Source organism: Variovorax sp. P1_H2 (genome assembly GCF_056405295.1).
Map to the genome: position 1 here is coordinate 55,392 of NZ_JBFUCJ010000017.1, position 18,607 is coordinate 73,998.

The 18,607-nt window shown below is 69.0% G+C and carries 16 protein-coding genes and 1 riboswitch; of the genes, 8 read left to right on the forward strand and 8 right to left on the reverse strand.

Going from position 1 to position 18,607, the window contains the following annotated elements:
- Positions 1-19 precede the first annotated feature (19 nt).
- The 6 genes from AC1D2E_RS08820 to AC1D2E_RS08845 all read left to right on the forward strand — a co-directional run bounded on the left by AC1D2E_RS08820 (position 20) and on the right by AC1D2E_RS08845 (position 8,289).
- Positions 20-1,363, forward strand: a complete 1,344-nt coding sequence (locus tag AC1D2E_RS08820; protein WP_478197043.1) for a dicarboxylate/amino acid:cation symporter — start codon at positions 20-22, stop codon at positions 1,361-1,363.
- Between the two features lie 32 nt (positions 1,364-1,395).
- On the forward strand, positions 1,396-2,730 hold the full coding sequence (locus tag AC1D2E_RS08825) for an NAD(P)/FAD-dependent oxidoreductase (RefSeq protein ID WP_478197044.1): 1,335 nt from the start codon (positions 1,396-1,398) through the stop codon (positions 2,728-2,730).
- 96 nt (positions 2,731-2,826) lie between these two features.
- Positions 2,827-4,011, forward strand: a complete 1,185-nt coding sequence (locus AC1D2E_RS08830; RefSeq protein ID WP_478197045.1) for an acetyl-CoA C-acetyltransferase — start codon at positions 2,827-2,829, stop codon at positions 4,009-4,011.
- Positions 4,012-4,201: 190 nt separating this feature from the next.
- Positions 4,202-4,951, forward strand: coding sequence for an acetoacetyl-CoA reductase (gene phbB / locus AC1D2E_RS08835; RefSeq protein WP_478197046.1), 750 nt, complete (start codon positions 4,202-4,204; stop codon positions 4,949-4,951).
- A 138-nt stretch (positions 4,952-5,089) separates the two neighbouring features.
- Positions 5,090-6,925 carry a sensor histidine kinase gene (locus AC1D2E_RS08840; RefSeq protein WP_478197047.1) on the forward strand — a complete coding sequence of 612 codons (1,836 nt, stop codon included), beginning with the start codon at positions 5,090-5,092 and terminating at the stop codon, positions 6,923-6,925.
- A complete protein-coding gene (locus AC1D2E_RS08845) occupies positions 6,922-8,289 on the forward strand; it encodes a sigma-54-dependent transcriptional regulator (RefSeq protein ID WP_478197048.1) in 1,368 nt (455 codons plus the stop codon). The genes AC1D2E_RS08840 and AC1D2E_RS08845 overlap by 4 nt, the downstream gene beginning before the upstream one ends.
- Positions 8,290-8,303: 14 nt before the next feature.
- On the opposite strand, the gene AC1D2E_RS08850 is transcribed toward AC1D2E_RS08845, so the two are convergent.
- The 8 genes from AC1D2E_RS08850 to AC1D2E_RS08885 form a co-directional block, all read right to left on the reverse strand.
- Entirely contained in the window at positions 8,304-9,071 is a 768-nt protein-coding gene (locus AC1D2E_RS08850) for an SDR family oxidoreductase (protein WP_478197049.1), read from the reverse strand.
- A gap of 10 nt (positions 9,072-9,081) precedes the next feature.
- Positions 9,082-10,083 carry an ABC transporter substrate-binding protein gene (locus tag AC1D2E_RS08855; RefSeq protein ID WP_478197050.1) on the reverse strand — a complete coding sequence of 334 codons (1,002 nt, stop codon included), beginning with the start codon at positions 10,081-10,083 and terminating at the stop codon, positions 9,082-9,084.
- 14 nt (positions 10,084-10,097) lie between these two features.
- Positions 10,098-10,865 (reverse strand): ABC transporter permease, encoded by a 768-nt coding sequence (locus AC1D2E_RS08860; protein WP_478197051.1) that lies wholly within the window; start codon positions 10,863-10,865, stop codon positions 10,098-10,100.
- Entirely contained in the window at positions 10,862-11,608 is a 747-nt protein-coding gene (locus tag AC1D2E_RS08865; RefSeq protein ID WP_478197052.1) for an ABC transporter ATP-binding protein, read from the reverse strand. Before AC1D2E_RS08865 ends, AC1D2E_RS08860 begins: the two co-directional genes overlap by 4 nt.
- A 234-nt stretch (positions 11,609-11,842) precedes the next feature.
- The gene (locus AC1D2E_RS08870) at positions 11,843-13,312 is read right to left on the reverse strand and encodes an acyl-CoA reductase (RefSeq protein ID WP_478197053.1); all 1,470 of its coding nucleotides are present in this window, start codon (positions 13,310-13,312) and stop codon (positions 11,843-11,845) included.
- Complete coding sequence (locus AC1D2E_RS08875; RefSeq protein WP_478197054.1) at positions 13,309-14,412, reverse strand: LuxE/PaaK family acyltransferase; 1,104 nt, start codon at positions 14,410-14,412, stop codon at positions 13,309-13,311. The genes AC1D2E_RS08870 and AC1D2E_RS08875 overlap by 4 nt, the downstream gene beginning before the upstream one ends.
- A 68-nt stretch (positions 14,413-14,480) precedes the next feature.
- Positions 14,481-14,574, reverse strand: a riboswitch (TPP riboswitch).
- Between the two features lie 4 nt (positions 14,575-14,578).
- Complete coding sequence (locus AC1D2E_RS08880) at positions 14,579-15,145, reverse strand: GNAT family N-acetyltransferase (protein ID WP_478197055.1); 567 nt, start codon at positions 15,143-15,145, stop codon at positions 14,579-14,581.
- A 1-nt stretch (position 15,146) separates the two neighbouring features.
- Positions 15,147-15,734 (reverse strand): helix-turn-helix domain-containing protein, encoded by a 588-nt coding sequence (locus AC1D2E_RS08885; RefSeq protein ID WP_478197056.1) that lies wholly within the window; start codon positions 15,732-15,734, stop codon positions 15,147-15,149.
- 127 nt (positions 15,735-15,861) lie between these two features.
- Here AC1D2E_RS08885 and AC1D2E_RS08890 point away from each other — a divergent pair, with 127 nt between their 5' ends.
- Together AC1D2E_RS08890 and AC1D2E_RS08895 are read left to right on the forward strand one after the other, a co-directional pair.
- Positions 15,862-16,710 (forward strand): aldo/keto reductase, encoded by an 849-nt coding sequence (locus AC1D2E_RS08890; protein WP_478197057.1) that lies wholly within the window; start codon positions 15,862-15,864, stop codon positions 16,708-16,710.
- Between the two features lie 4 nt (positions 16,711-16,714).
- Positions 16,715-18,535 carry an SLC13 family permease gene (locus AC1D2E_RS08895; RefSeq protein WP_478197058.1) on the forward strand — a complete coding sequence of 607 codons (1,821 nt, stop codon included), beginning with the start codon at positions 16,715-16,717 and terminating at the stop codon, positions 18,533-18,535.
- Positions 18,536-18,607: the final 72 nt, after the last annotated feature.

An 18,607-nucleotide genomic window follows, 5' to 3' on the forward strand; every position in this document is an offset into this window, starting at 1 on the left:
AATCTTCAAGGAGACATCCATGGACCACCAACCCGTATCCAAGCCTTTGTACAAGTCGCTCTACTTCCAGGTCATCACGGCCATCGTGATCGGGGTGCTGCTGGGCCATTTCTATCCCGACACCGGCGCGGCGATGAAGCCGCTGGGCGACGGCTTCATCAAGCTCATCAAGATGATCATCGCGCCGATCATCTTTTGCACGGTGGTGGTCGGCATCGCCGGCATGGAGGACATGAAGAAGGTCGGCAAGACCGGCGGCCTGGCGCTGCTGTATTTCGAGATCGTCAGCAGCATCGCGCTGGTGGTCGGCCTGGTGATCATCAACATCGTGCGGCCCGGCGCCGGCATGAACGTCGACGTGAGCCAGCTCGACACCAAGTCGATCGCCGCCTACACCGCTCCCGGGCAGATGCAGGGCACGGTCGACTTCCTGCTGCACGTGATCCCGAACACGGTGGTCGATGCGTTCGCCAAAGGCGAGATCCTGCAGGTGCTTCTGATCGCCGTGATGTTCGGCTTCGCGCTGCACAAGTTCGGCGGTCGCGGCACGCTCGTGTTCGACTTCATCGAGAAGTTCTCGCACGTGCTGTTCGTGATCGTCGGCTACATCATGAAGCTGGCGCCCATCGGTGCCTTCGGCGCGATGGCCTTCACGATCGGCAAGTACGGCGTCGGCTCGCTGCTGCAGCTCGGCCAGCTGATGGCGACGTTCTACGCCACATGCCTGCTCTTCATCTTCGTCGTTCTCGGCGGCATCGCGCGTTTCCACGGCTTCAGCATCTGGAAGTTCATCAAGTACATCAAGGAAGAGCTGCTGATCGTGCTGGGCACTTCCTCGAGCGAATCGGTCCTGCCGCGCATGATGGCCAAGCTCGAGAACCTGGGCGCCAAGAAGTCGGTGGTCGGCCTGGTCATCCCGACCGGCTACTCCTTCAACCTCGACGGCACCTCGATCTACCTGACGATGGCGGCGGTGTTCATTGCGCAGGCCACCAACACCGACATGACCCTGACGCAGCAGATCACCCTGCTGCTGGTGCTGCTGCTGACGTCCAAGGGCGCGGCCGGCGTGACCGGCAGCGGCTTCATCGTGCTGGCCGCCACCCTGTCGGCGGTGGGCCATGTGCCGGTCGCAGGCCTGGCGCTGATCCTGGGCATCGACCGCTTCATGTCGGAAGCCCGCGCGCTGACCAACCTGATCGGCAACGGCGTCGCCACGGTCGTGGTCGCCAAATGGACCAACGAACTGGACACCGAGCGCATGAAGCGCGTCCTTGACAACGAGACGCCGGCCGATGCCGACGCGCCCGAGGCCGTGCTGGACCAGGTCGAGACCCGCATGCCCGTGGCGCAGCCGCGCTGAAGCGATCACATGCCTCTGCGGAGCAGCCAGACATGAACAACCCCATGCAGAGGCACCGCGTCGTCATCGTGGGCGGCGGCGCCGGCGGGCTGGAGCTGGCCACGCGTCTCGGCGATTCTCGCGGCTTGCGGGGCCGCGCGGAGATCACGCTGATCGACAAGCACCGCACCCATGTGTGGAAGCCCAAGCTGCACGAGATCGCCTCGGGCAGCATGGACATGAGCGCGCACGAGGTCGACTACCTCGCGCAGGCGCACTGGCACCGCTTCCGCTTCCGGCTCGGCGAGCTGACCGGCATCGACCGCGAGCGGCGCGAGGTGCATGTCGCGCCCTACCTGGACGACGAGGGCCGGCTGGTCACGCCGGCGCGCGCCTTCGCCTACGACACGCTGGTGGTCGCCATCGGCAGCCTCAGCAACGATTTCGGCACGCCCGGCGTGCGGGAGCATGCGCTGCGGCTCGAGTCGAAGGCGGACGCGCAGCGCTTTCACCAGCGCATGGTCAACGCCTGCATCCGCGCGCATGCGCAGACCACGCCGCTGCGGCCCGAGCAGCTGCACGTGGCGATCATCGGTGCGGGCGCCACGGGCGTGGAGCTGGCGGCCGAGCTGCATCGCACCACGCGCGAGGTCGTGGCCTACGGGCTCGACCGGGTGGACGCCGAAAAGGACATCCAGGTCAGCGTGATCGAGGCCGCCGACCGCGTCCTGCCCGCGCTGCCGCCGCGCTTGTCGTCCGCCACCGAGGCGCTGCTGCGCAAGCTGGGCGTGGACGTGCACACCTCGGCCAAGGTGGCCGAAGTGCTGCCCGAGGGCGTGCGCCTGGCCGACGGCCGCACGCTGCCGGCCGAGCTGGTGGTGTGGGCCGCGGGCGTGAAGGCGGCCGATTTCATGAAGGACATCGCGGGGCTCGAAACCAACCGCGGCAACCAGCTCGCGGTGCTGCCGACGCTGCAGACCACGCGCRATGCCGACATCTTCGCCATCGGCGACTGCGCGGCCTGCGACTGGCCCGAGGCCAACGGCGGCAAGGGCGGCCTGGTGCCGCCGCGCGCGCAGGCGGCGCACCAGCAGGCCTCGCACGTCGCCGCGCAGATCCGCCGGCGCATGGCGGGCAAGGCGCTCAAGCCCTACCGCTACCGCGATTTCGGCTCGCTGGTGTCGCTCGGTGAATTCAGCACCGTGGGCAACATGATGGGTGGCCTGATCGGCGGCAGCCTGATGGTCGAAGGCCTGTTCGCGCGGCTCATGTACGTGTCGCTCTACAAGATGCACGAGCTGGCGCTGCACGGCGTCGTCAAGGTCTCGCTCGACACGCTGGCCCGCCTCATCACGCGGCGCACAGAACCCCACGTCAAGCTCCATTGAGCAGCCATGGCCATGACCAGTCCCCCAGCCGATTTCGACGCTGCCTGAAGCCGGGCCGTCGTCATTCCCTTCGCATCAACCCTCAAGGAGACTCTCATGTCAGACGATATCGTGATCGTGGCCGCGCAACGCACGGCGGTCGGCAAGTTCGGCGGCTCGCTCGCCGGCACGCCCGCGCCCGAACTGGGCGCGCACGTGGTGAAGGGCCTGCTCGCCAAGGCCGGCGTGCCGGGCGATGCGGTGTCCGAGGTGATCATGGGCCAGGTGCTCGCGGCCGGCTCCGGCCAGAACCCCGCGCGCCAGACCGTGATCAAGGCCGGCTTGGCCGTCGGCGTGCCGGGCCTCACCGTCAACAAGGTCTGCGGCTCGGGCCTGAAGGCCGTGATGCTGGCGGCGCAGGCCGTGAAGTGCGGCGACGCCGAGATCGTGGTGGCCGGCGGCCAGGAGAACATGAGCGCCGCAGCGCACGTGCTGCCCAATTCGCGCAACGGCCAGCGCATGGGCGACTGGAAGCTGGTCGACACCATGATCGTGGACGGCCTGTGGGACGTCTACAACCAGTACCACATGGGCACCACGGCCGAGAACGTGGCGAAGAAGTACGGCATCACGCGCGAGATGCAGGACGCGCTGGCGCTGGCCTCGCAGCAGAAGGCGGCGGCCGCGCAGGACGCGGGGCGCTTCGACGACGAGATCCTGCCCTTCGGCATCGCGCAGAAGAAGGGCGACCCGATCGTCTTCGCGGCCGACGAGTTCGTGAACCGCAAGACCAACGCCGATGCGCTCGCCGGCCTGCGTCCGGCCTTCGACAAGACCGGCTCGGTGACGGCCGGCAATGCCTCGGGCCTGAACGACGGCGCGGCCGCGGTGCTGGTGATGTCGGCCTCGCGCGCCGCCGCGCTCGGGCTGCAGCCGCTGGCGGTGATCCGCGCGTACGCGAGCGCGGGGCTGGACCCGTCGCTGATGGGCATGGGCCCGGTTCCCGCTTCACGGCTGGCGCTGAAGAAGGCCGGCTGGAAGGCGCAGGACCTCGACCTGATGGAGATCAACGAAGCCTTCGCGGCGCAGGCCTGCGCGGTCAATCGCGAGATGGACTGGGACACCAGCCGCATCAACGTCAACGGCGGCGCCATCGCCATCGGCCACCCGATCGGCGCCTCGGGCTGCCGCGTGCTGGTGACGCTGCTGCACGAGATGCGCCGCCGCGGCGCCCACAAGGGCCTGGCCTCGCTGTGCATCGGCGGCGGCATGGGCGTGGCGTTGGCCGTCGAGCGGGCATAGGTTCACCCCCGGTCTTCGCGCACTTCGTGTCGCTTCGCCAACCCCCTTCCGGGGGCGACACCAGCGGCCCGGCAAAGCCGGTTCCGCGGTATCCCCCGATTGGACCGCGACAGTTTGGTGCGTCGCAGAGCCTGTGCAGCACAGGGGATCGAACGGAATCTTTTTTCATTTCACGACGAGGAGCAAGCCAATGAGCAACAAACAACACGTGGTCCTGGTCACCGGCGGCATGGGCGGCCTGGGCGAGACGATCTCCACCAAGATGGTCGATGCGGGCTACCGGCTCGCGGTGACCTATTCGCCGGGCAACAAGTCGCACGCCGAGTGGGTGGCGCAGATGGCGCAGCGCGGCTACGAAATTCTGGCAGTGCCTTGCGACGTGGCGGACTACGATTCGTGCGCGCGCGCCGTGTCCGAAGTGCAGGAGCGGCTGGGCCCGGTCGACGTGCTGGTCAACAACGCCGGCATCACGCGCGACATGACCTTCAAGAAGATGGACCGCGTCAACTGGGACGCGGTACTGCGCACCAACCTCGACAGCCTGTTCAACATGAGCAAGCAGGTCGCCGACGGCATGGTGGACCGTGGCTGGGGCCGGATCATCAATGTGTCGTCGGTGAATGGTTCGAAGGGCGCGTTCGGCCAGACCAACTATTCGGCCGCCAAGGCCGGTGTGCATGGCTTCACCAAGGCGCTGGCGCTCGAGGTGGCGAAGAAGGGCGTCACCGTGAACACCATCTCGCCGGGCTACATCGGCACCAAGATGGTCACGGCCATTCCGAAGGAAGTGCTCGACAGCAAGATCCTGCCGCACATCCCCGTGGGCCGTCTCGGCAAGCCCGAGGAAGTGGCGGGCCTGATCATCTACCTCGCCTCGGAAGAGGCGGCGTTCGTGACCGGCGCCAACATCGCCATCAACGGCGGCCAGCACATGCAATGAGCGGACGGTCTTCCCGCGGCAAGACCGGCCGACTGCGCCATGCCTGAGCAGACACTGGGCCTGTCTGAAACGACCCGTGACACGCGCCACCGGGCAGCCACTGATGCGGCCCGTGCGCTCTTGTGCAATAACGGGTTCATGACTTCACGGGAGCCGGCCCGGCGCTTCGATTTGCCTTCCGACACGCAAAGACGCTGGCGCGGCTTGCCGCGCTGGTGCGGCGCGCTGGCGCTGGTGGCCTTGGCCGCCTTCGCCGGCCACCACCTTGCCATGCAGAACGGCCTGGCGCGGCTGCGCGACGCGGCCGACCACCGGCTCGACATGCTCGCGACCGGGCTCGATGCCGACCTGGCCCGTTTCGAGTATTTGCCCGCGCTGCTGGAGATGACGCCCATTGTCCCGGCGCTGCTCGGCACCCCCTCGGATGCGTCGCTGCGCGATGCGGTCAATCACTACCTCGACGGTGTCAACGCCACCGCCGGCGCCGAGATGCTGTATGTGCTCGACGCCGCCGGCACCTCGCTGGCGGCCTCCGACTGGGACCGGCCCGGCACCACCGTCGGCCAGGACCTGTCGTTCCGGCCGTACGTGATCGATGCCCTCGGGCAGGGCAGGGGCCGCTTCTATGGCGTCGGCATCACCAGCCGCAAGCCCGGCTACTACCTCTCGTACGCCCTGCGCCGCGACCAGCCCACGCGCGGCGTGGTGGCCGTCAAGGTCAACCTCGAGGGGGCCGAGCGCGGCTGGCGCAAGCTGCCGGGCGACGTGGCGCTGATCGACCAGCGTGGCGTGGTGATCCTCGCCACCCGCGAAGACCTGAAGTTCCGGCCGCTGTCGCCGCTCGACGCATTGCAGCGGGCCGAGGTGCAGCGTTCGCGCCCCTACGGCGAGGCCGGCCTGCAGCCGCTGCAATGGACGCAGAAGGAGGCGCTGGCGCGCGACGTGCAGATCATCGCGCTCGACGGCGTGGACCAGCTCGCCTCGACGCGTTCGCTGCGCGGCGCGCCGTGGCAGTTGGTGGTGCTCGACGACCTGGCGCCGGTGCGCGTGGGCGCGCGCAACGCGGCCATCACCGCGAGCCTGGCGATGGCGGTGCTGCTGCTGATCGTCGTCACGCTGTGGCAGCGCCGCCGGGCCGTGCGGCAGAAGCTGGCCAGCCAGGCCGCGCTGCAGGCGGCGTACGACACCCTCGAATCGACTGTGGTCGCGCGCACCGCGCAACTGCGCGCCGCCCAGGGCGAGCTGGTGCATGCCGGCAAGATGGCGGCGCTGGGCCAGATGTCGGCCGGCGTGGTGCACGAGCTGAACCAACCGCTCACGGCGATGCGCACGCTCTCGGAGAGCGCCGGCATCCTGCTCGACAAGAGCCGCTTCGACGATGTGCGCGGCAACCTGCAGCGCATCCGCGGCATGGTCGACCGCCTGGCGCGCCTGACCTCGCAGCTCAAGACCTTCGCGCACAAGAGCGAGCTGCCGCTCGCGCCGGTGCCGGTGTCGAAGGCCGTGGCCGACGCGCAGCTCATCGTCGCGGAGGCCTCGAAGAACAACGGCGTCGCCGTCGAGGTCGACGTGCAGCCCGCGACCCTGAGTGTCATGGCCGAGGAGGCCGCGCTGGGTAGCGTGCTCGCCAACCTGATGCGCAACGCCATCGACGCCATGCAGGCATCGCCGCGGCGCACGCTCCGGCTCGAGGCGAGGCCGCGGGAAGGGCGCGTGATCCTGCGCGTGAGCGACACCGGGCCGGGCATTCCGCCCGACATCCTGCCGCGCCTGTTCGAGCCCTTCGTCACCAGCAAGCCGGCGGGCGCCGGGCTGGGCCTGGGCCTCGTGATCTCGGCACAATTGGTGCGAGCCATGGACGGCACGCTGCGTGCCGTCAACCTGCCGGACGGCGGCGCCTGCTTCGTCGTCGACCTGCCGGCCGCCATCCAAACCATCTTTACCCCCCATCCCACAGGAGTGATCTACAAGTGAGCGAAGCCCCTGCCATCCGGGTGCTGCTGGTCGAGGACGACGAAGACGTCCGGATCAGCACGACCCAGGTGCTGACCCTGGCCGGTTTCGAGGTCGAATCCTTCGCGAGCGCCGAACGCGCACGCGGGCAGATCAGTTTCGGCGTGCCGGCCATCGTGGTCTGCGACGTGCGCCTGCCGGGCCTGAGCGGCACCGAATGGCTGCTCGAACTCCACAATGCCGACGCCGAGCTGCCCGTCATCCTGGTCACCGGACACGGCCACATCGCCATGGCGGTCCAGGCCATGCGCGAGGGCGCCTACGACTTCATCGAGAAGCCTTTCAGCTCCGAACGGCTGGTGGCCATCGTGCGTCACGCCATCGAGCGCCGGCAGCTCTCGCTGCAAGTGCGCGCGCTGCGCGACGCGCTGGAGAACTGGCACGGCATCCAGTCGGTGCTGATCGGCCGCTCGGCGCAGATGCAACTGGTGCGACGCACCGTGATGACGCTGGCCGGAACCTCGGCCGACGTGCTGATCTACGGCGAGACCGGCACCGGCAAGGAACTCGTCGCCCGCTGTCTGCACGACCACAGCGAACGCCGCCGACAGCATTTCGTGCCGCTCAACTGCGGCGGCCTGCCCGAGGCGCTGGCCGAGAGCGAGCTGTTCGGCCACGAGGCCGGTGCCTTCACCAGCGCCAACCGGGTGCGCGTGGGCAAGTTCGAATACGCCAACGGCGGCACGCTTTTCCTCGACGAGATCGAGAGCATGCCGATGGCGGTGCAGATCAAGCTGCTGCGCGCGCTGCAGGAGCGCAGCATCGAGCGCATCGGCTCCAACAAGGCCATTCCCTTCGACTGCCGCGTGGTGGCCGCGAGCAAGGACGACCTCAAGGAAATGAGCGACCGGCAGAAGTTCCGGGCCGATCTGTACTACCGGCTCGGCGTGGCCTTCATCGAACTGCCGCCGCTGCGCGAACGGCGCGAGGACATCCCTCTGCTGTTCGAGCATTTCACGCTGCTGGCGGCCGCGCGCTATGAGCGCGTCGCGCCGATCCTGAGCGGCGCGCAGCTGGCCGACCTGATGGCCTACGCCTGGCCCGGCAACGTGCGCGAGCTGCGCAACGTGGCCGACCGCTTCGTGCTCGGCCTGCTGGGCGAGCGCCTGACGCAGGTGCGCGGCACCACCGAAGGCATGCCCGCCTTGCCGCGCGGACTGCCGCAGCAGGTCGAGTCCTTCGAGCGGGCGGTGATCGTCGAGGCGCTGCGCAAGCACCAGGGCGACCAGCCGGCCACCGCCAGCGCGCTGGCGATCGCGCGGCAGACGCTGCACGACAAGTTGCGCAAGCTCGGTATCACGGCGGAAGAATTCAAGTCCCAGTGACTCCCCGACCGTGCCTATCTCATCACCAGGCCGCCATCGACGAACAGCACCTGTCCCGTCATGAAGCGGCTCCAGTCGGAAGCGAGAAAAAGCACCGGACCGGCCACATCCTCGGGCCGGGCGATCCGTCGCAGCGGGGTGGCGGCGATCAGCGACTCGCGGAATTCTTCCCGGGTCGCGCGGCTGGCCTGCGTCGGGTAGACCAGCCCGGGGGCGACGCAGTTGACACGGATGCCGAGCGGCCCCAGCTCGGCGGCCAGGTTGCGGCTGAAGCCGACCAGCGCCGACTTGGCGGTCGTGTAGTCGTGGTACGGAATCACCGGGCGCTCGACCAGGTCGCTGACGATATTGACGATGCTGCCCTGGGCGCGCTGCCTGAAGTGCGGCAGCACGGCCCGGCAGACGTTGTAGGCGCCGCCGACGGCGCCGTCGAACTGCGCCTGGTAGTCTTGCCACGCCGTCTGGTCGAACAGGGCGCGCCGCTGCGGGTCGAATGAATAGGGGCGCAAGGCATTGTTGACGACCACGTCGATGCGCCCCGCTTCATCCAGGACCTGCTCCACCATGGCTTGCACGGCCGCGGCCGAATTGACATCGGCCTTCGCCGCCCAGGCATCGCCACCGGCCGCCTTGCAATGCGCGACCACGGCGGCGGCTGCGGCGTCGTTGCTCAGGTGGTTGACCACCACCGTCGCGCCCTCGCCTGCGAAGGCCTGCGCGATGGCCGCGCCGATGCCGCGGCTGGCCCCGGTCACCAGCACCACCTTGCCGTCGAACTTCATGGCGTCGCCCTCATCGTGCCGGCAGCAGGTCCGTGGCGACCACGTCGGGGACCTGGATGTCGTGCTCGATCAGGCCCAGCTTCCGGTAGGCATCGGCGGCCTTCTGCAGCGACTCGAGGTCGAAGGCGCCGAGGCCGTTCTTCGCGGTGGCGGCCGACACGGTGGCGGCATTGCGCAGCCGGATGACTTCGAGGTTGGTGGCGCGGTCGGTGCCGTCGATGGCGTATTTCACGGCCAGGCCTGCCGCCTCCTCGGGGTTGGCGATCATCCAGGCCGCGCTCTCGCGATATGCCTTCAAGAAGCGCTTCAGCAAGGGCTTGCGCTGCTGGTAGACCTGTTCCCGGACCACGAACAGGTCGCTCGACACGTTCAAATAGCTGCGCACCTCCATCACGTTGACTTCGCCCAGTCCCTTGCGCCTGCCCACCAGCAAGCCGGTGTCGGTGGCGGCGGTGGCATCGACCTGGCCTTGCAGCAGCGGCGCGAAGTTCAACAGCCCGGTGACGACGATGGTGACGTCGGATTCGGTCAGCCCGGCCTGGTGCAGCAGCACCAGCAGGTTCTGGCGGGTGCCGCTGGACAGGCTGTAGACGCCGATCTTCTTGCCCTTCAGGTCGGCGGGCTTGGTGATGTTGGCGGACTTCAGCGAGACCACGTTGAAGACGTTCTGCGGGTAGATGTCGTAGATCGCGCGCAGTTTCTCGCCCTTGTCGAGGGCCGAGAAGAAGGCCCCCGGATCGGTGAAGGCGACGTCCGCCTGGCCGGTCAGGATGTTGCGGATCGCGTCGCCCCCGCCGGCGCCCGGCACGTAGGCCAGGTCGATCCCGTTGGCTTTGAAGATGCCCTTGTCGGGCTCGACCAGCAGGTGCGTGATCTCGGTGATCGGCTTGCTCCAGCCGGCCACCGTGATCTTCTCGAGCGGGTCGGCGGCGTTGGCTCCGCGGGCGGCCGTCAAGGCCAGGATCGCGGCGCTCGCGAGCAGCGCGGCACGGCGTGCGATGGGTCTTTGCATGGTCAGTGGTTCCTTCATGAGATTCGGGTGTAGGGCAGCAGCAGTCGTCTCTCGACGGCCAGCGTGATCTCGTAGAGCAGCAGCCCGAGCGCGGCGATGACCACCAGCACCGCGAACATCAACGGCGTGTCCATCATCCCTTGCGAGGCGATGATCAGCGCGCCGAGCCCCTGGCTGGCGCYGATGAACTCGCCGACCACGGCGCCGACCAGCGCCAGCACCACCGCCACCCGCAGGCCTGCGAGGATGCCGGGCAGCCCGGCGGGCAGTTTCAGGCGCAGCAGTGTCTGGCGGCGCGTGGCGCCCAGCATCCGGAACAGTTCCAGCCGCTGCGGGTCGATCTGCTGGAGACTGGTCACGGTGTTCTCCATCAAGGGGAAGAAGCAGATCAGCGCCGTGATCACCACCGTCGACGTCATGCCGAAGCCGAACCAGACGATGAAGAGCGGCGCCAGCGCCAGCTTGGGGACGACCTGGCTGACCACGATGTAGGGCTTCAGCAGGCGCCGCAGCAGGGTCGACTCGGCCAAGGCCACGCCGCTCGCGAAACCGATCAGGCAGCCGGTGGACAGGCCGAGCAGCAGCTCGAGGCCGGTCGCGCGGATGTGGGGCCACAGGTAGCCGGTGGACAGGCCCATCCAGAGCGACTTCATCACCGCCGAAGGCGCCGGCAGGACCAGTGCCGACACGCCGGAGGCGCGCGACGCCAGTTCCCATCCGGCGAGCAGGGCGAGCAGCAGCGCCCAGGCGCCGAGCCGGGTACGCGCGGAGGCTTTCTTCATGCCGTCGCCATGTCCATCGCATCGCGCACCTGCGCGCAATGCCGGTTGAAGGTTTCGCCATAGCGCATCGCCGGCGCGCGTGGCCTGCTCACCTCGACACGGATGTCGCGGACGATCCGGCCGCGGTCCATCACCGCGACCCGGTCGCCCAGGTACACCGCCTCGGCGATGTCGTGCGTGACGAACAGGACGGTGGTGCGGCGCAGCCGGCACATCTGCAGCAGGTCGTCCTGAAGCTCGCCACGGGTGATCGCGTCCAGCGCGGCAAAGGGTTCGTCCAGCAGCAACAGCGCCGGCTCCAGGATCAGGGCGCGCGCCAGGGCCACGCGGCTCTGCTGGCCGCCCGACAACTGCCGGGGGTAGTGCTGCGCGTGGCTCGCCAGGCCCAGCAGCGCCAGCAGTTGCCGCGCCTTGTCGGTCTCGTCCGCGGTGGGCTTGTGCTGCAGCGACACCGGCAGCAGGACGTTGTCGATCACGCGATGCCACTCGAGCAGCGTCGGCGACTGAAACACGAAGCCGAGTTGCGGGCCGGGTGCGACCACTTCCTTGCCCTGCAGGCGGATGCTGCCCGTCTGGGGATGCAGCAGGCCCGCGGCGAGCTTGAGCAAGGTCGTCTTGCCGCAGCCGCTGCGTCCGACCAGGCAATGGAACTCGCCCTGCGCGATGGTCCAGTCGATGCTGCGCACCACCGGCGGCCAGCCGGGATAGGTGAAGCCCACCTTGTCGATGTCGAGGAAGCTCACGACTGATCCTGGTTTTCCACCACGCTATTGCGCGACCCGCGACGCATGAATCCGGCGCAATCAAAGGCCAGGAACACCGCGGAACCGGCTTTGCCGGGCCGCTGGTGTTGCCCCCTTGAGGGGCTGAGGTCCGCGGCTCCAAGCCTGCCTGCGCAGGCTTGGACGGACACGAAGAGCCGCTGCCTCTGGCAGCGACTCGGGGCGCCGCAAGGCGCTTCGGGGGTGAGTTTCATCTCAGTCCGCGTAAGGCGCCAGCTTGTCGGCCGCGATTTCTGCCGACTGCTCGATCTCGACCATCCGCACGAGGTCCAGCAGGTTGAACCGGCCGTCGTGGTGCCAGCCCGCCTCCGGCGAACTCATCGAGCCGATGGCGCTGATCCGTGTCACGCCGGCGGCGCCCAGCAGCTCCGACAGCCGGAACAGTTCGGCCGGAGCCGCCGCCACGCCCGCCGTCTGCAGGAACGGCCGCTGCGCTTCCACCCGCGCGACCACCTGGTCCAGCGTATCGACCGCAACGACCTGGATGCTGCGGTTCAGCGCCGTCGGGGCCAGGCCTTTCGCCTCATCGGTGTAGGCGACGCCGAAGGCCGCGCCGTCCTCGCCGATCAGCTCGCCGCCGAGCCCGCCACCCGCCGCCATTGCCTGCAGCTCGATGACCTGGCGCCAGCCGGCAACCGCGGCCGAATCTTCCAGCGCGAGGGCCCGGCGCGGGAAGCGGTTCTGCAGGTTGGCAAGCTCGCTGGCGAGGTACTGCGCGAATTGGCGCGGCGACACCCTGCCGCCGCGTTCGACGTAGAACACATGGGGCGAATAGCAGCCTTGCTGGTCGTAGCGCATCACGTCCCAGGCGGCCAGGCGTGCCGTCGCCGGCGCCCGCAGGGTGTCGAGGGCCGAGGCGCTCACCAGGCCGAAGCCCAGCTTGTGGCCGTACGGCAGGAAGCGCGTCGTGACCGGCAGCCGACGGCGGATTTCCTCCAGCGAATCGTTGCCGCCATAGGCAAGCACCGTGTCTGCCTCGGCATAGAGGGCCGATGCCTGTTCCTCCGCACCGCCTTTCCACCACACCACGGCCAGGCAATCGGCCAGCGGCGGATGGACCTCGGCCAGCAGCCGTGCGAACAGGCCCGCGAACAGCGGCTCCGCGCTCGGCAGCTTGCCGATGTTCCCGGCTTTCACGAGCAATCCGCAGACCAGGCTCCAGAGCGGAAGGGCCGGCACGTTGCCGGCCCAGCTGTGGACCAGCAGATCCGGCCCGAAGGCCTTGGCCGCGCCGCCCTTGGGGCGCGGCTGGAATTCGTCCAGCAGCTTGGGATTGGCGAAATCCTCGGCGACGAAGCGATGGAGTTGCGGCGCGCGAAAGGTCTTGAAGAAGGCCGTGAGGCCCAGGCGGACCATCTCGGCGTCGTAGCCGCTGACGATCGGCAGCAGCTGGTCGATCTCCCGGCGGCAGGGGTCGGCCGGGTCCAGCAGGCGGGCCATCGCGCGATCGACGACGTCCACGACCTGCGACACGGTCATTGTCTTCAGATGGCGGCGGCTGGCCTGCTTGACCCGCACGGCGAGCGCGCGCATCTGTTCCGGGCTCAGCACGGGCACGGCGACCTCGAGCCGGGTCGGGCCCGATTCGAAGACCAGGGCCTGCCATTGCACTTCCGCAGGCGCCAGGCCGGGCAGGTAGCCGGCAGCCGCGTGCAGCGTCGTCATGCCGCCGCCGCCCGGATGAATTCCTCCACCGCCAGCGAGCAGCCCTTGGCCTGCGCGCCCTCGGCGCGACCGAGCAGCAGGAAGCCGCCCTCCGCGGCCAGGCCCACGTCCTCGGTCAGGATGGTGGTCACCGAATTGAAATTGGCGAGGTCGCAATGGACCAGGATTGCGCGTTCGCCAGGCGCGACTTCGCGGCCCGTGAGCGGGTCGACCAGCCGAGAACGGATCCAGTGCGGCCCGGACTTCACCGAGGGCACCGTCGCATTGCCGGCATCGTAGAACTGCGTGCTCAGCTCGGTCATGCCGTACATGTTGATGCAGTGCGATCGCTCGATGCCGAGCAGCGCGGCCAGCGCCGCATAGAAGTTGTCGAGCGGCAGTTCGCGCGACTGTCCCTTGTAGCCGCCGGTGTCCAGAACCCGGCTGCCCGCGGGCAGGCGGAACGACCGGCCGCGCTGCTGGAGTTCGTCGATCAGGTGCACGAAGCTGTAGCTGGCGCCGAGCAGCGCAAAGGGCTCGTCGCGATGTTCGGCATCCGACAGGGCCTCGCACAGGCCCGGGAGGTCCAATCCCTGCGGGCTCACGAAGTAGCGGCTCTCCCCGGTGCCGAATGCGTCCAGCGCGAGCGCCAGGTAGTGGGCCAGCGAGGAATTGGGCAGCACGGTTTCAGTGGGGAACAGGATGCCCATGCGCATCCGGCCGCGCCCCTGCATGAAGCGCTCCGAGAAGTTGCGGAGCATCGACCGGTCGTAGACCGCCAGCGTCGGATGGAAGTGACGGCCCTTGACCTCGCTGCGGGTCGTGCCGCTGGTCATGAAGACCCGGTCCGTTGCGGCCGGCGGCTCGCAACGCAGGTCCAGCTCCTTGAAGGCGTCGATCGGCACGGCCGGGATGTCGCTCCAGCGCTTCACGTTGCGCGGGGTCGCGCCGCGCCGCTGGCAGAAGCGTCGATAGGCCTCGTTGTTGCCGTACTGGTGGGCGAACAGGCGCAAGGCCAGCCGATCGAACGCATCGTCGGTGCACCCGTCTTGCGCGATGAAGGCGAGGACGTCGGCGACCACGTCGCCGGCCGTACCCGTGACCGCGGAGGTGTTGTTCATAAGGACTTCTTCGTGACCGTGAAACGGATGCTCCGAGGGCCACGTCGACCTCGGCAGGATGCGCCGATGATCGAAGTGATTGCTCTTCTTCCGCCGGCATTAACCGGTTCAAGTTCGCGGGTTTGGATCTCAGCACTGTGGCGTGCACCCCGGAGCGTCGTCGATATTACATGGATCCCAGGCGCGCGCGATCCCCGGCGCCCAGCTCCCGGTAGAAATAGGTCGTCGCGCACAGCCCGCCCTGCGGCAACAGCGCATAGCCGGGAATCACCCCGACCCGCTGCCAGCCGAGCCGCGCATAGAGCCGTTCGGCGCTGTCGCTGGAGGTGTCGAGCACCAGCAGCGTCTTGCCGCAATCGCGTCCCGTCTGCTCGGCCGCGCGCATCAGCGCCTCGCCCCAGCCGCGGCATCGCGCGCGGCGGTGGACCAGCATCTTCGACAGGTCCGCGCGGTGCGGCTGGTTGTCGGGCTGGGCCAGCACCAGCTGCACGGTTCCCACGATGCCTTCCGCATCCTCGGCGATCAGCAGCGCGCGCTCGCCGCTGGCGACCCCCTCGGCCACCTGGCGCCAGAACGCCATGGCTCTCGACAGCGGCAACGGCTGCATGAAGCTCACGGAGGCGCCGCCGTCGACGCAATCGATCAGCAGTTCGGACAGCGCGCGCACCTGCGCGTCGGAGACCGGGTCGAGGCGTCGAATGTGGCGGACGGAAGGGGCTGTGTCGGGGGTCATTTCATCTCCACGCAGAGGGCAGGGTGGCCATCACGACGGCATAGCGCGTCAGGCGGCGCGTCGGGTTGTGATAGCTCACGGGACGGTCGAGCACATGGGCCAGGCAGTCACCGGCGTCGAGCCGATGGCAGACATCGCCGACCGTGACCTCGATGGCGTTCTCGAGCACCCACACCTGCTGGTGGATGCGCGGCTCGCGGGCGCCGCTCTGGTAGGCCACGCGCGCCTGCGGCGGAAAGGCCACCTCGACGATCCGGATCGGCGACGACACGCCGGCGGGAGAGACGTTGCGCCGCACGTAGCCCGAATGCGGATCGCGCCACAAGGGCTGGTCGGCCAGCCGCGCCACCGGGTCGTCGCTGGCCTGCGCCGGCTCGAACAAGGAGGCCAGCGCCACGCCCAGGCCGGTGGCGAGCTTCTCCAGCACGACCGCGGTCGGACTGCTCTCGCCGCGCTCGATCAGCGAGATCATCGAGCGGCTGACGCCGCAGTGCGCGGCCAGTGCGTCGAGCGAGAGGCCGCGCGCCGCCCGCAGCTCGCGCACCCGCTCGGCGATGCGTTCGTTCAGTCCGCTTGCTTGATCCGTCATGTTGGAATAAGTATCCGATATATTGGATGATTCGTCCAGTCCGCGCAGCGCCGGCCCGGCACGGCGGCTGCTTGGTTAGCATCGTGGCGAGCGGGAGCGGTTCCGCCCCGAGCGAGAAGGAGTTCCCATGCGATACCTGCAATTGCCCGGCGGCGGGCAAATGCCCACGCTCGGACTGGGCACCTGGAAGATGGGCGAGTCCGCTGTCCGGCGCGCCGCGGAAGTCGCCGCGGTTCGCGCCGCCATCGACATCGGCTTGCGGCTCATCGACACGGCCGAGATGTATGGCGAGGGCGGCGCCGAGGAGGTGGTCGGCCAGGCCGTGGCCGAGGCGCTGCGTGCCGGCGACGTGAAGCGCGAGGAGCTGTTCATCGTCAGCAAGGTCTATCCGCACAACGCCAGCCGCGGCGGCACCCCGAAGGCCTGCGCGCGCAGCCTCGCACGACTGGGCCTCGACCACATCGACCTCTACCTGCTGCACTGGCGCGGCGAGCATCCGCTCGCCGACACCCGGGACGCGATGCGGGCGCTGGTCGCCGACGGCAGGATCCTTCGCTGGGGCGTCAGCAATTTCGACACCGACGACATGGAGGAGCTCGCCGCGCTGGCCGGCGACTGCGCCGCCAATCAGGTGTACTACTCGGCGGCCGAGCGCGGCCCCGAGTTCAGCCTGCTGCCCTGGCAGCGCGCGCGCGGCATGCCGATGATGGCCTACAGCCCGATCGACCAGGGCGCGCTGGCCGCCGACGCCGGACTGCAGCAGATCGCCCGCGGGCTCGGCGTCAGCGCGGCGCAACTCGCGCTGGCGTGGGTGCTGGCGCAGCCCGGCGTGGCGGCCATTCCGAAGGCGGTGCGCGAGGTCCATCTGCGCGACAACCTCGCGGCGGCCGGCCTGGCGCTGAGTCCGGACGTGCTGGCCGCGATCGACCGCCTGCACCCGGCGCCGCGGCGCAAGAAGCCGCTGGCCATGATCTGAACCCATGACCCCGCAACTCGGCCTCGTCCTCGCGCTGCTGGCCGGTGCCGTGGGCATGTTCGCGGTCGGCCGCCCGCGTACCGATGTGGTCGCGCTGCTGATGATGGCGGCACTGCCCTTCACCGGCGCGGTCAGCATGCAGGAGTCGCTGGCCGGCTTTGCGGACCCCAGCATCGTGCTGATCGCGATGCTGTTCGTGATCGGCGAGGGCTTATTGCGCACCGGCGTGGCGCAGCGGCTCGGCGACCTGCTGGTGGCGCGGGCGGGCGGCAACGAGACCCGCCTGATCGTGCTGCTGATGCTCATCGTGGCCGCGGTCGGCTCGGTGATGAGTTCGACCGGCGTGGTCGCGATCTTCGTGCCGATCGTGATGCGCGTGGCGCGCAACACCGGTGTCGCGGCCGGACGCCTGATGATGCCGCTGTCGGTCGCGGCGCTGATCAGCGGAATGTTGACCCTGGTGGCGACGGCGCCCAACCTGGTGGTCCATGCCGAGCTGGTGCGCGAGGGCTTCGAAGGCTTCCACTTCTTCAGCTTCACGCCCTTCGGCTTGCCTCTGCTGCTGCTGGCCGTCGTCTACATGCTGGGCGTGCGGCGCTGGCTGGGTGGCGCGCAGCAGCCGCCCCGGACGGCGGACCGCCGGGCCGGGCTCGACCAGTGGATCGGCGAGTACGCGCTGGCCGAGCGCGGATCCCGATTCCGCGTGCGGCCCGGGTCCACGGCCGTCGGCCGGGTCTTCGACGCGCTCGACGCGGCCGCCATCCCGGGCCTGAACCTGCTGGCCATCGAGCGCCGACGCCGATTCGCGCGCGACCTCCTGGCGCCGGGCACCGCGATCGAGGTCGGCGACGTGCTCTTCTTCGACCTCTGCCGGCCGGGCGCCGACCTGGAGGGTCTCGGCCATCGTCTCGCGCTCGAACGATTGCCGCTCGCCGGCGCCTATTTTTCCGAGCATTCGCAGGACATCGGCATGGCCGAGGCGCTGGTCCCGCCGGGCTCCGCCCTGATCGGCAAGACCATCGTCGAGGCCCGCCTGCGCGCCCAGCACGAGGTCTCGGTCATCGGCCTGAAGCACGGCAGCACGCCCGAGCGCGGGGAGATTCTCGATGTGCCGCTGAAGGCCGGCGACACGCTGCTGGTGGTCGGCCTCTGGCATGCGATCCGCCGGCTGCGCCCCGACATGGACCTGATCGTCTTCAACTTGCCGGCCGAGTTCGACGAGGTGTCGCCGGCGGCCTCGCGCGCGCCGTTCGCGCTGGCCTCGCTGGCATTGGTGGTGGCGCTGATGGTCAGCGGCGTGCTGCCCAATGTGCAGGCGGCGCTGATCGGCTGCCTGCTGATGGGACTCTTCGGCTGCGTCGACCTGCGCAGCGCCTACCGTTCGATCCATTGGCCCAGCCTGGTGCTGATCGTCGGCATGCTGCCGTTCTCGCTGGCCCTGCAGCGCACCGGCGGCGTCGATCTCGCGGCCCAGGTGCTGGTGGGCGTCGTCGGCGAAGCCGGCCCGCGCACCGTGCTGGCCGTGATCTTCGCGGTCACGGCCGTGCTCGGCATGTTCATCTCGAACACCGCCACCGCGGTGCTGATGGCCCCCGTGGCGCTGGCGATCGCGAAGGAGCTGCAGGCCTCGCCGTACCCCTTCGCGATGATCGTCGCGCTGGCGGCCTCGGCCGCCTTCGTCACGCCGGTGTCCTCGCCGGTCAATACGCTGGTGGCCGGGCCGGGCGACTACAGCTTCATGGACTTCGTGCGCATCGGCCTGCCGCTGGTGCTGCTGGTGTTGATCGCCAGCGTCGCGCTGGTGCCGTTGCTGCTGCCGTTCTGATTTGGCTCGCCCCCAGGTTGCCCGGCACTTCGTGTCCGGGCGCCCACCCCCTACCGGGGGCAACACCAGCGG